Source organism: Orlajensenia leifsoniae (assembly GCF_004570845.1).
GTDB lineage: Bacteria > Actinomycetota > Actinomycetes > Actinomycetales > Microbacteriaceae > Orlajensenia > Orlajensenia leifsoniae.
In genome coordinates this window covers 744566-756248 of record NZ_SPQZ01000002.1, presented here as the reverse complement: position 1 = coordinate 756248, position 11683 = coordinate 744566, and the positions used below count along the sequence as shown (strand labels likewise).

Sequence of the window (11683 nt, the reverse complement as noted above, 5' to 3'; positions counted from 1 at the left end):
CCTCTTCCCAGCCTCGGAACCGTAGGCTGTGGTCGTGATCCTGCGTCGCGCCTTCTTCTACGCCCTGTTCCCGGCCGCCTTCGTGCTGCCGGCCTGGATGCTCATCGGCTGGGGTATCTACGGCCACGGCGGATGGGGCTTCCTCGGCCTCGTGATCGCCTGTCCGATCGTGTTCATCGCCCTCGTGGTGATCGCGGCCCTGCTCGCAGCACGCCCCGCCGTGCGGCGTGACAAGGCGCTGTCGTGGCGCGATGTCGGCGTGCTCACCGTTCTCTGGGCCTGCATCATCGGCTTCGGGTTCTTCGGCGACACGACCTCCCTGTTCGCCGTGCTGGGTGCTCTCGCCGCGCTCAGCGCCTTCTGGATAGCGCTGTGGGAGCTGTTCACCGATGGCGCCCGCGTGATGCGCGAGACCATGGAGACCTTCGAGGCCCAGGCGGCCCATCCGTCACCGGTCGAGGGTGGCTACTACACGGCCACGCGGTCCGCGCCGGCCGGCAGTGACGACGACGTGATCATCATCCACGAGTCGCGTGAGCGGGACGGCGACTAGCTCGCGACCGAGTGCGGCCCCCGGATGCGCCTGCTCCCGCCGTGCGCGTTTTGGCCTGATCGGGGCATCCGTGGCAGAATAGGAGATCGTGCCGCATCACAGGCTCTGCCTCCGGGGAGTCAGCGCTGCAATCGCAGCCATCGCGGCACACTTCTCATCTTCAATCAACTAGTCCGTGTTCGACCGGTGGCGGGCACAGAGAGCGAATCAGCATGCATATCCTCGACGCCGTCGATGCGGCCAACCTCCGCACCGACATCCCCGCGTTCCGCGCCGGCGACACCGTGAAGGTGCACGTCAACATCATCGAGGGCAGCCGCTCGCGTGTCCAGGTGTTCCAGGGTGTCGTCATCCGCCTCTCCGGCGAGGGCATCCGCGAGACCTTCACGGTCCGCAAGGTCAGCTTCCAGGTCGGCGTCGAGCGCATCTTCCCGCTGCACTCGCCGGTCATCGACCACATCGAGGTCGTCACCCGCGGTGACGTGCGTCGCGCGAAGCTCTACTACCTGCGCGACCTGCGTGGCAAGAAGGCCAAGATCAAGGAGAAGCGCGACAACCACTAGTCGCCGCTTGAACTTCCCTGAGCTCCCCGCCCCGTACAATCGGGTGGGGAGCTCAGACAGTTAAATGACAGAAGAAGACACGGTGCTCGTGAGCACGGAAGACCAGCCAGTCGAACAGCGTCCGCGTCGCAGGAATCGCGGAGCGCTGCTCTTCGTGCGCGACCTGCTCATCATCTTCCTGGCAGCCATCCTCATCTCCTTCCTGGTCAAGACCTTCCTCATCAGGTCGTTCTTCATCCCGTCGGAATCGATGCGCGAGACCCTCCAGGTGCACGACCGCATCATCGTGAACGAGCTCGTTCCCGACCTGGTCCCGATCGAGCGCGGGGACGTCGTCGTCTTCAAGGATCCGGGCGGATGGCTCATGCCGACGCCCCCGATCGAACAGAACCCCGTCGCGGCCGGCGTCGACTGGCTGCTCTCCCTCGTCGGACTCTCCGCCCCCGACAGCAACGACCACCTCATCAAACGGGTCATCGGCCTGCCGGGCGACCACGTCGCCTGCTGCAACGCCCTCGGCCAGGTGAGCGTCAACGACGTGCCCCTCGACGAGCCGTACATCGTCATCCCCGAGGGTGAGACGCGGGCATCGAAGGACGACTTCGAGACGACGGTGCCGGCCGGATCGCTGTGGGTCATGGGCGACAACCGCTACAACTCGAAGGACTCCCGCTACAACGGAGCGACGCCGGGCAAGGGCTACGTGCCGATCGACAACGTCGTGGGCCGCGCCTTCGTGGTGAGCTGGCCCGTCGAGCACTGGGCCTGGCTCGGTGACTATCCCGAAGTCTTCGGCGGAGTGCCCGATCCCGCCTCAGCGCGATCCGACGGCGGCGAATGACCCCCGTCGCAGACCCGACGCTCGAGTTCGAACTCGAGCTCTTCGACTCCGGCCACAGATACGTGATCGGCTGCGATGAGGTCGGGCGCGGTGCCATCGCCGGTCCGGTGGCCGTCGGCATGGCGGTCCTCGAGCGCACGCACATCCTGGTTCCCGAGGGTCTCCGCGACTCCAAGCTCCTCAGCGAGAAGCGGCGTGAGGTGCTCGCTCCCGTCGCCACGGCCTGGGTGCTGCACTCGGCGGTCGGTCTCGCCTCGGCCGAGGAGGTCGATGCCATCGGCATCATCCCGGCGCTGGGCCTCGCCGGCAAGCGCGCCCTCGGGCTGCTGCACGCCTCGGGCGCAGCCATCCTCGAGTCGGCCATCCTGCTCGACGGCAGCCACGATTGGCTGAGCCCGGCGCTCTCGACGCCCCTGCCCGTCGTCACGCGGGTGAAGGCCGACCGCGACTGCGGCTCCGTGGCTGCGGCATCCGTCATCGCCAAGGTGCATCGCGACCGCCTCATGATCGAGGCGCACGAGACCAGCCCGGCCTACGGTTGGGTGGGGAACAAGGGCTACGGATCCGCCGGGCACTACGCTGCGATCGACGAGCACGGACCGTCGGCACTGCACCGGCTCAGCTGGCTGAAGAGCACCGCCGTCCCGGCGTAGGATTGGAGCACCATGGACGAGGATGAATTCGACGACTACGACCGCGAGGTCGAACTGGCGCTCTACCGCGAATACCGCGACATCGTCACGCAGTTCAAGTTCGTCGTCGAGACCGAACGCCGCTTCTACCTCGCCAACGAGGTAGATCTGGTGCGTCGTGACACCGAGCATGACTTCTACTTCGAGCTGAACATGAAGGACGTCTGGGTCTGGGACGTCTACAGGTCCGACCGCTTCGTCAAGTCCGTGCGCGTGCTCACCTTCAAGGACGTCAACGTCGAGGAGCTCGCCGCCAAGGAGTTCGAACTGCCGAAGGAACTCGCGCTCGACGAGTAGGGTCGGCCTATGGCTACTGCTCCTCGTGAGACCCTGATCATCCTCGGAGCGGGCGGTGACCTGACCTCTCGTCTCCTGCTGCCCGGTCTGGCATCGCTCCTGGCGTCGTCCCGAGGCGCCCCCATGGCCCTCATCGGCGTCGATCGCGAGCCGATGACGGATGCGGCCTGGCAGAAGAAGGTGCGCATCGCCTTCGCCGACGCCCCGTCGTCGATCGGCACCTCCGTCGTGGAGACGAGCCGTTATCTGCAGGGTGATGCGACCTCGGCCGATGACCTGCAACGGGTGATCGACGCCGCCCACGGCCGGATCGTGCTCTACTTCGCCGTGCCCCCGGCGATCGCCGCTGCGGCGTGCACCGCGCTCGCATCCGTCACTCTCCCTCCCGGTCTCGTGCTCGCCCTGGAGAAGCCGTTCGGAACGGATCTCGCCAGCGCCCGCTCGCTCAACCGGTTGCTCGAGACGCTCGTGCCCGAGGAGCAGGTGTTCAGGGTCGACCACTTCCTCGGCAAGTCGACCGTGCTGGGGGTGCTCGGGCTGCGCTTCGCGAACCGCCTGTTCGAACCGTTGATGTCGGCAGAGCACATCGAACGAGTCGAGGTCGTTTTCGAGGAGCGTCTCGGCCTGGAAGGACGCGCCGGCTACTACGACAAGGCCGGCGCCCTGACTGACATGGTGCAGAGCCACCTGCTCCTGGTGCTCGCGCTCGTGGCCATGGAGGTGCCGTCCGATCTCAGCGCGGAGGTGCTCCGCGGTGACATGGTGCAGCTGTTGCGCGCCGTGCGACCGTGGAAGCACGACGGCACGGCCAGCCGCCGCGCCCGGTACACCGCCGGAGACGTCGACGGACGCGAGTTGCCGTCGTACCTGCACGAGCCCGGTGTGGACCGCACACGCGGCACCGAGACCCTCGGCGAGATGGCCGTAGCGATCGACAACTGGCGCTGGGCCGGAGTCCCGTTCATCCTGCGGTCGGGCAAGGCCATCGGCAGTCCCCGTCAGGAGATCGTCATCACGTTGAAGCCCGTTCCCCACCTGCCGAACGGCTTCACCGGGCCGAAGCGGGACGCCCGGATCAGGATCGGACTCAACCCGCCGGTGCTCGACGTCGACCTCGCCGTCAACGGGGGAGCCGATCCGTTCGAGCTGGTGTGGGACACCATGTCGGCCGACTTCGAGCGGAGTGAGCTGAGCGCATACGGAGAGGTGCTGGCGGAGCTTCTCGAAGGCGACCCCACCCTCTCGGTGCGCGGCGATGTCGCCGAGCAGTGCTGGCGGATCGTGGCGCCGGTGCTCGCCGCGTGGCGCCGCGACGCCGTCGAGCTCGACACGTACCAGGCCGGGTCGGCGAACCCACGCGGGTGGAGTCGTCCGCTGGCCTGATTCCCCGGTCGCTGGGGCACTGCTCGCTGAGGGCCGAGCGCAGCGATCGCCCGAGCGCTCGCGCCCCCGGTCCGCCCTCCTCCCCACCGGGCACGCTTCAGCGCTCCCTCGCACTGATCGATCGGCCTCGATCCGCACCTGTTCCCTGCGCGCCAGAGTCGTCTCCATGGGCGACAGGATCGAACTCGGACGACGCGGCGAGCAACTCGCCGCCGACTACCTGACCGCGCGCGGGTACCGCGTCATCGGGCGCAACTGGCGCTGCCGCGAGGGTGAGATCGACGTGATCGCCGAGCACGGCGGCGAGACCGTCTTCGTCGAGGTGAAGACCCGTTCGAGCACCGACTTCGGGCATCCGTTCGAGGCCATCACCCTCGGCAAGATGGCGCGGATGCGGCGACTCGCGGCGGCCTGGTGCGAGGCGAGCAGCACCGGGACGCGACGGCGCATCCGCATCGACGCCATCGCGATCATCGCGCCGCGCACCGGCAGCCCGAGCATCGAGCACCTGCAGCGGCTGTCATGAAGCTCGGACGCACCAGCTCCGTCGCCCTCCTCGGCATGACCGGAACCCTCGTCGAGGTGGAGGCGAACATCTCCAGCCAGCTTCCCGGGCTCGTCATCATCGGGCTGCCCGACACGGCCCTGTCGCAGGCGAGCCATCGCGTGCGTGCGGCGGCGAGCAACTCGGGCATGCCGTTGTCGGCTCATCACATCACCGTGAACCTGTCGCCCGCTTCGCTGCCGAAGCACGGCTGCGGCTTCGACCTGGCCGTGGCGCTGGCCTGTCTCGCCGCTGCGGGCGGAATCGAGCAGGAGTCGCTCGAACGGGTCGTGCATCTCGGCGAACTCGCGCTCGACGGCAGGCTCCGCCCCATCGCCGGAGTGCTTCCCGCCGTGGCCGCCGCTCGCGCCGCAGGCCGCTCCCGGGTGATGGTGCCCACCGCCTGCGTCGAGGAGGCGGAGCTCGTCCCGGGTATGCATGTGATCGGGGTGGCGAGCCTGCGCGATGCGGCGATCTGGCACGGCGGGAAGTTCGATCCGGAACCCGTCGACGCCATCGCGGGGCCGGTCGCACCGGTCCGGGAGGACGACGACGCCGGAGACCTGGCGGACGTCATCGGCCAGGATGCGGCCGTGATGGCGCTGCAGGTCGCCGCGGCCGGTGGGCATCACCTGCTGATGCTCGGACCGCCCGGCGCCGGAAAGACGATGCTGGCCGCCCGATTGGCCGGCATCCTGCCCGACCTCGACGACGACGCGGCTCTCGAGGTGAGCGCAGTGCGTTCTCTCGGGGGTGGGCTGCCGGTCGGCGCCGGACTGTCGCGCCGCCCGCCGATCGAGGCCCCGCATCACACGGCCACGGCCGCCGCCATGGTCGGGGGAGGCAGCGGCATCATCAAGCCGGGCGCCGCCGTGCGCGCGGCCCACGGGGTGCTGTTCCTCGACGAGGCTCCCGAGTTCCCGGCCGCCGTGCTCGATGCGCTCCGCCAGCCTCTCGAGTCGGGCCGCATCACCATCCACCGCGCCAACGCCGTCGCAGCCTTTCCCGCCCGATTCCAGCTGGTCCTGGCGGCCAACCCCTGCCCGTGCGGGTTGTTCGGCGTGGCGCGCGAGTCGTGCACCTGCCCGCCCAACCTGCGCCGGCGTTACCTGGCGAGGCTCTCGGGCCCCCTGCTCGACCGCATCGACATCCACTTCCGTGTCGACAGGGTGAGCGCCGCCCAGCTCCGCCTCGCCCCAGACAAGCCTCGCCTCACGACGGCACAGGCTCGCGAGCGCATCGTCGAGGCGCGCAGCGTGGCTCGCGCTCGCCTCGCCCGCACACCGTGGCGCATGAACGCCGAGGTGCCGGGGCGATGGCTGCGCAGCGACGGCGTTCGTCCATCGTCGTCCTCCCTCGCCGCGCTCGATCGTGCGCTGGAGCGCGGCGTCATCACGATGCGCGGCTACGACCGCATTCTCCGCGTCGCCTGGTCGATCGCCGACCTCGACGGCGCCTCCGCTCCCTCGGCCGAGCATCTCGGGCAGGCCATCTTCCTGCGGAAGGGATCGAGCTGATGACCCGTTTCGGAATCGCGGATGCCGAGATCGCCCGACTCGTCAGCACGGTGCGTCCCGACGCGCCACCCGACCAGGATGCGGCCGACCACGCCTTCGCCCGGGCGGCGTGGTCCCTGCTGGCCGAGCCCGGAGACCGAGCGGCGGGCGTGCTCATCACGGCTCTCGGTGCCGATGACGCCCTCGAGTCGCTGCTCCGCGAGGAGAGCCCGGAGTCCCTTGCTCGACGGCTGGACCCGGCCGGTGCGGCCGATCGAACCCGCTTGACCAAGGAGCTCGGCGACGGATGCAGCCGCTGGCGTCCGCGGCTGCGCTCCGGCGACGTCGTGCAGGCCCTCGTCGCCGCGGCCGCCAGCCGCACCCGGCTCCTGCTGCCCGACGATGCGCACTGGCCCGACGGTGTCGACGACCTCGGAGTGCACGCCCCGATCGCGTTGTGGATGCGGGGGGTCGATCACGCGCTGCATGGACTGAAGCGCTCGATCGCGCTGGTCGGGGCGCGCGCCGCCTCGCTCTACGGTGAGCAGATCGCCTCCGATACCGCGTCGGGCCTGGCCGACCGCGGGCTGACCATCGTCTCGGGCGCGGCCTATGGCATCGACGGCATGGCCCACCGGTCCGCGCTCGCGAGTGGCGGCCTCACCGTCGCCTTCCTGGCCGGCGGCGTCGACCGCTTCTACCCGGCAGGGCACGACGATCTCCTGTCACGGATCGCCACGGTCGGTGCGGTGATCTCGGAGCTTCCCTGCGGATCCCAGCCCACAAAATGGCGTTTCCTGCAGCGCAACAGGTTGATCGCGGCGTCGAGCCAGGCCACGGTCGTGCTCGAAGCCGGCTGGCGATCGGGCTCGCTCAACACGGCTGGTCACGCCGCCGCGCTCGGCCGCCCGCTCGGAGCCGTCCCCGGGCCCATCACCAGCGTCACGAGCGCCGGCTGCCATCGCCTCATCCGCGACTACGACGCCGTCTGCGTCACGAGCGTCGAGGAGATGCTCGAACTGCTGCCGGATGCCGACCCGACGGCATCCGGTCCCGCCGCCTCGGGCGGTTCCACCACAGGTGCCCCTGCCGCCGGAGCCGCCGGAGCCGCCGGAAGAGCCGGCGCCGAACCGACCAGCGACGAACTGCGGGTACTCGACGCCCTCAGCAGCCGCACCTCCCGAAGCGTCGACGAGATCGCGCGCCGCTCCGGACTCGCCGTGGCCGTCGTCGTCGGAGTACTGGGCACCCTCGACCTCGACGAGCGGGCCCTGCCCAGGGGCTCCGGGTGGATCAGGCGAAGGTGAGCGAGCGTCGAGGCGCCGGTGCGCCGAACCCGGCGGCGTCGGTGCCGCGCCCTATCGTGGTGAACAGGATCCACGGAAGGCGCACTCATGGTCGACGCAGCACTGCCCCCGCAGTTCGGGCAGTATCCGGCGCCCCGGTACGTGATCGCACACCTCAGCGACACGCATTTCCTCGCTGACGGGCCGCTCTACGGCACCGTCGACACCGACACGGGGCTGGCCGCGGCGCTGCATCGTCTCGAGGCCTCAGGGATCCACCTCGACGCCTTCGTCTTCACCGGCGACATCACCGATCGCGGCGAGCCCGACGCGTACGCCCGGGTGCGAGCGGTGGTCGAGCCGGCCGCTGAACGGATCGGCGCCGAGGTCATCTGGGTGATGGGCAATCACGACGAGCGGATGCCGTTCCGTCGAGAACTACTGGGCGCCGGCGTCGTCGACGGCGTCGCGGCCGCGGGGACCGGTACGGTTGCCGCTGACCGAGCGGAGTCCGCGGATGCTGGCCGAGCCGAGTCCGCGGATGCTAGCCGAGCCGATTCCGCTGATGCCGAGAACACCGTCGATTCCACTGCCCCCGTCGACACCGTGACGATGGTGCACGGCCTCCGTGTCATCGCCCTCGACACCAGCGTGCCCGGCTACCACCACGGCGCCCTCGACGACGCCCAGCTGGAGTGGGTGGCCGAGGTGCTCTCCGAACCTGCGGAGCACGGTTCGCTGCTCGCCCTGCACCACCCGCCGATCCCGACTCCGATCGGGGCCATGCAGATCCTCGAGCTGGAACGCCAGGAGCGGCTCGCCGCAGTCATCGCCGGCAGCGACATCCGCGCCATCCTCGGCGGCCATCTGCACTACGCCTCCACCAGCCTGTTCGCCGGAATCCCGGTATCCGTCGCTGCGGCCACCTGCTACACCATGGATCTCGCCGCACCCGTCGATGAACTCATCGGCTCCGATGCGGGGCAGTCCCTCAATCTCGTGCACGTCTACGACGATCGTGTCGTGCACTCCGTCGTTCCGCTCACGACCGCGCGCACGGTCACCCGCTTCGGCGCCGACTTCACGGCGCGGATGCGTGAACTCGACGCGGAGGGGCGTCGCGATGCCTTCTCGCGGCAGCGACCGACCGATGGCTGAGACCACCGACACCCAGCTCGACGACACCGAGCTCGACGACACCGAGCACGGCGACATCGAGCGCGGTGACACCCAAGCCGCACACACCGCCACCGCGGACTCCGCTGCTGAAGCCAGCTCCGAGTCCGCCGTTCCGAGTGAGCTCGACAGCGCGCTCGACGACTACGCCCGCCAGCTCCGCATCGAACGGGGATTCTCGCCGCACACGGTGCGCGCCTATCGCACCGACATCGCCGAGCTCATCGACTTCGCCGAGGTGAACGGCGTCACCACCCTCGACGGCATCACCCTTCCGCTGCTGCGCGACTGGCTGTGGGCCGGCACCGAACGCGACCTCGCCCGTTCCACGATCGCCCGCCACGCCGCATCCGCTCGCGGCTTCACGGCCTGGCTCGCGCGCACCGGCGAGATCCCCGACGACCCGGGGGTGCGCCTGCGCTCCCCGAAGCCGCTCCGCAGCCTGCCCCGCGTGATCACTCGCGGCCAGATGGACGCCCTCATCGGCGCCCTCGTCGATGCATCGGCCGGGGGAGACCCCGTCGCACGCCGCGACCTCGCGATCGTGGAGGTGCTCTACGCCTCGGCCCTCCGCGTCTCCGAGGTCGTCGGACTCGACGTCGACGACGTCGATCTCGACCGCCTCACCGTGCGGGTCACGGGCAAGGGAGGAAAGCAGCGGGTCGTGCCCTTCGGCCCGCCCGCACAGAACGCGATCGTGGACTACCTCCGCATCGGTCGGGCCTCCCTACTGGCACGGGCGAGCGGCTCGTCGCCGGATGCGGCGGCCCTCTTCCTCGGCGCGCGCGGCGCCCGAGTCGGCACGCGCAGCGTGTACAGGCTCGTCGCCGGCCTGCTCGTCGATCTGCCAGGCGGCGGACCATCGGGGCCTCACGCCCTACGGCACACCGCGGCCACACACCTGCTCGACGGCGGGGCCGACCTTCGAGCCGTGCAGGAGATGCTCGGCCACGCCAGTCTCGGCACCACGCAGATCTACACCCACGTGTCGACCGATCGCCTGCGCGAGAGCTATAAGACGGCCCACCCGCGCGCCTGAGCCGCGTGCCCGGGTCGGCGTGCCAGCGCCCGAGCGGGCCCCGCCGGCATCACCGCCCCATGCGCCCCAGTCATCGCCCCAGGGGAAGCAGCACGGCCCGGGGCAGCCCGGTGATGAACACCAGCGGCGAGACGTACTCGCCGTACACCCGCACCCCGAGGTGGAGGCATCCGTCGGCGCAGTGCCCGCCGGCAGCGACCGAACCGATCGGCTGCCCTCGCGCCACGGGCTCGCCCTCAGCGGCTGTCGCCAGCACCGGCTCGAGACTGACCAGCACTCCGTCTCCGTGGTCGATCGTCACGAGCGGGCGATCCACCACCGTTCCTGCGAACGAGACCACGCCGTCGGTCGGCGCCAGCACCGGGGTTCCGGATGCCGCGACCAGGTCGATGCCCCGGTGCCCGGCGCTGTAGCGCGTTGCGGGCGCCAGGAACGGCGCAGCGACATTCACCGGCGGGGCGAGCGGCCACCGCCACCCCGGGTCGGGCGCCACCTCGGTGCTGCTGGCGCCGCCGGCAGCGGACGAGGCGCCGAACCCGAGAACGCCCACGGCGGCGCACAACGCGAGCAGTCGCAGACCGCGGCCGAGACGGGAAATCATGCCTCCAGCATCCGTTCCCCGAAGCCGTCGGTACGAACGTCGAGCCACCCGGTGGGAGTCGCCGGCGCAGGTCGCAGATGTGGGGGAGTTGCGCATCCATGAACTGCTAGACTGATCCGAGCAGCGCCTTCGAGCGCTGACTACGCGTGCCGTATCGGCCGACACACCCACTCAGTCTGCACCTCTCGCGAGGGGCAGCGGGCGTGCGCCGGGCACCAGGGCGTCCGATCATCCGATCGGAGGCATAACTGAGAAGAAGGAGTACGGCCATGGCCGTCGTCACCATTCGCCAGCTGCTCGACAGCGGCGTTCACTTCGGGCACCAGACCCGCCGTTGGAACCCGAAGATGAAGCGATTCATCCTCGCCGAGCGCTCGGGTAGCCACATCATCGACCTGCAGCAGTCGCTTGCCTTCATCGACAAGACCTACGACTACGTGAAGGAGACCGTCGCTCACGGCGGCACCATCCTCTTCGTCGGAACGAAGAAGCAGGCTCAGGGATCCATCGCCGAGCAGGCGCTCCGCGTCGGCCAGCCCTACGTCAACCAGCGCTGGCTCGGTGGACTCCTCACCAACTTCCAGACGGTCTCCAAGCGCCTCGCTCGCATGAAGGAGCTCGAGGAGGTCGACTTCGACGACACGAGCCGTGGATACACCAAGAAGGAACTGCTCATCCAGAAGCGCGAGCTCATCAAGCTTCAGAAGAGCCTCGGTGGAATCCGCAACCTCACGAAGACGCCGTCCGCGATCTGGATCGTCGACACCAAGAAGGAGCACCTCGCGATCGACGAGGCGCACAAGCTGGGCATCCCTGTCATCGCCATCCTCGACACCAACTGCGACCCGGACGACGTCCAGTACCCGATCCCGGGCAACGATGACGCCATCCGCTCCGTCGCACTGCTGACCCGCATCGTCGCCGATGCTGCGGCCGAGGGCCTCGTCCAGCGTCACCAGAAGCCGGAAGAGGGCCAGGAGCCTGCTGAGCCGCTCGCCGAGTGGGAGGCCGAGCTTCTCCAGGCCGGTTCCGAGAGCACCCCGGCGCAGGCTTCGGCCGAGACCGAGAAGGTCGCCGACGCCGCTGAGGCCGACGTCGCCGTCGAGGTCGCAGACGCTGAGACGCCCCTCGAGGTCGTCGAGGCCGAGGCTCCCGTCGAGGCACCGGTCGAGGCTGCCGCAGCTTCCGCCGACGCCAAGTAACCACGATACG

General features: G+C 69.5%; 13 protein-coding genes. 12 read left to right on the top strand and 1 reads right to left on the bottom strand.

The window, feature by feature from the left end; all coding sequences use genetic code 11:
- Positions 1-34: 34 nt before the first annotated feature.
- The 11 genes from E4M00_RS07640 (at position 35) to E4M00_RS07590 (ending at position 9870) form a co-directional block, all read left to right on the top strand.
- Complete coding sequence (locus tag E4M00_RS07640) at positions 35-553, top strand: hypothetical protein (protein ID WP_135119885.1); 519 nt, start codon at positions 35-37, stop codon at positions 551-553.
- Between the two features lie 212 nt (positions 554-765).
- Positions 766-1116 carry a 50S ribosomal protein L19 gene (rplS, locus tag E4M00_RS07635; RefSeq protein WP_055819197.1) on the top strand — a complete coding sequence of 117 codons (351 nt, stop codon included), beginning with the start codon at positions 766-768 and terminating at the stop codon, positions 1114-1116.
- A gap of 64 nt (positions 1117-1180) precedes the next feature.
- Positions 1181-1957: a signal peptidase I gene (gene lepB / locus E4M00_RS07630; RefSeq protein ID WP_135119883.1), complete on the top strand. Its 777-nt coding sequence runs from the start codon at positions 1181-1183 to the stop codon at positions 1955-1957.
- On the top strand, positions 1954-2610 hold the full coding sequence (gene rnhB, locus E4M00_RS07625; protein ID WP_135119881.1) for a ribonuclease HII: 657 nt from the start codon (positions 1954-1956) through the stop codon (positions 2608-2610). The genes lepB and rnhB overlap by 4 nt, the downstream gene beginning before the upstream one ends.
- Positions 2611-2622: 12 nt before the next feature.
- Positions 2623-2946, top strand: coding sequence for a DUF2469 family protein (locus E4M00_RS07620; protein ID WP_055819192.1), 324 nt, complete (start codon positions 2623-2625; stop codon positions 2944-2946).
- A gap of 9 nt (positions 2947-2955) precedes the next feature.
- Positions 2956-4329 (top strand): glucose-6-phosphate dehydrogenase, encoded by a 1374-nt coding sequence (locus E4M00_RS07615; RefSeq protein WP_135119879.1) that lies wholly within the window; start codon positions 2956-2958, stop codon positions 4327-4329.
- Positions 4330-4495: 166 nt separating this feature from the next.
- Entirely contained in the window at positions 4496-4855 is a 360-nt protein-coding gene (locus E4M00_RS07610) for a YraN family protein (RefSeq protein ID WP_135119877.1), read from the top strand.
- A complete protein-coding gene (locus tag E4M00_RS07605; protein WP_135119875.1) occupies positions 4852-6390 on the top strand; it encodes a YifB family Mg chelatase-like AAA ATPase in 1539 nt (512 codons plus the stop codon). The genes E4M00_RS07610 and E4M00_RS07605 overlap by 4 nt, the downstream gene beginning before the upstream one ends.
- Positions 6390-7676, top strand: a complete 1287-nt coding sequence (gene dprA / locus E4M00_RS07600; protein ID WP_135119873.1) for a DNA-processing protein DprA — start codon at positions 6390-6392, stop codon at positions 7674-7676. Before E4M00_RS07605 ends, dprA begins: the two co-directional genes overlap by 1 nt.
- A gap of 87 nt (positions 7677-7763) precedes the next feature.
- Positions 7764-8813 carry a metallophosphoesterase gene (locus E4M00_RS07595; protein WP_135119871.1) on the top strand — a complete coding sequence of 350 codons (1050 nt, stop codon included), beginning with the start codon at positions 7764-7766 and terminating at the stop codon, positions 8811-8813.
- Positions 8806-9870 carry a tyrosine recombinase XerC gene (locus E4M00_RS07590; protein ID WP_135119869.1) on the top strand — a complete coding sequence of 355 codons (1065 nt, stop codon included), beginning with the start codon at positions 8806-8808 and terminating at the stop codon, positions 9868-9870. Before E4M00_RS07595 ends, E4M00_RS07590 begins: the two co-directional genes overlap by 8 nt.
- Before the next feature lie 70 nt (positions 9871-9940).
- Here E4M00_RS07590 and E4M00_RS07585 read toward each other — a convergent pair whose 3' ends face one another.
- Positions 9941-10471 carry a M23 family metallopeptidase gene (locus E4M00_RS07585; protein WP_135119867.1) on the bottom strand — a complete coding sequence of 177 codons (531 nt, stop codon included), beginning with the start codon at positions 10469-10471 and terminating at the stop codon, positions 9941-9943.
- 269 nt (positions 10472-10740) lie between these two features.
- Here E4M00_RS07585 and rpsB point away from each other — a divergent pair, with 269 nt between their 5' ends.
- Positions 10741-11673 carry a 30S ribosomal protein S2 gene (gene rpsB / locus E4M00_RS07580; RefSeq protein ID WP_135119865.1) on the top strand — a complete coding sequence of 311 codons (933 nt, stop codon included), beginning with the start codon at positions 10741-10743 and terminating at the stop codon, positions 11671-11673.
- Positions 11674-11683: the final 10 nt, after the last annotated feature.

Bases quoted from the DNA above. Each gene is read 5' to 3' on its own strand.
- E4M00_RS07605 (WP_135119875.1), top strand. From the start codon at position 4,852: ATGAAGCTCGGACGCACCAGCTCCGTCGCCCTCCTCGGCATGACCGGA.
- E4M00_RS07615 (WP_135119879.1), top strand. From the start codon at position 2,956: ATGGCTACTGCTCCTCGTGAGACCCTGATCATCCTCGGAGCGGGCGGT.
- rplS (WP_055819197.1), top strand. From the start codon at position 766: ATGCATATCCTCGACGCCGTCGATGCGGCCAACCTCCGCACCGACATC.
- E4M00_RS07620 (WP_055819192.1), top strand. From the start codon at position 2,623: ATGGACGAGGATGAATTCGACGACTACGACCGCGAGGTCGAACTGGCG.
- dprA (WP_135119873.1), top strand. From the start codon at position 6,390: ATGACCCGTTTCGGAATCGCGGATGCCGAGATCGCCCGACTCGTCAGC.
- rnhB (WP_135119881.1), top strand. From the start codon at position 1,954: ATGACCCCCGTCGCAGACCCGACGCTCGAGTTCGAACTCGAGCTCTTC.
- E4M00_RS07595 (WP_135119871.1), top strand. From the start codon at position 7,764: ATGGTCGACGCAGCACTGCCCCCGCAGTTCGGGCAGTATCCGGCGCCC.
- E4M00_RS07590 (WP_135119869.1), top strand. From the start codon at position 8,806: ATGGCTGAGACCACCGACACCCAGCTCGACGACACCGAGCTCGACGAC.
- E4M00_RS07610 (WP_135119877.1), top strand. From the start codon at position 4,496: ATGGGCGACAGGATCGAACTCGGACGACGCGGCGAGCAACTCGCCGCC.
- lepB (WP_135119883.1), top strand. From the start codon at position 1,181: ATGACAGAAGAAGACACGGTGCTCGTGAGCACGGAAGACCAGCCAGTC.
- E4M00_RS07585 (WP_135119867.1), bottom strand. From the start codon at position 10,471: ATGATTTCCCGTCTCGGCCGCGGTCTGCGACTGCTCGCGTTGTGCGCC.
- rpsB (WP_135119865.1), top strand. From the start codon at position 10,741: ATGGCCGTCGTCACCATTCGCCAGCTGCTCGACAGCGGCGTTCACTTC.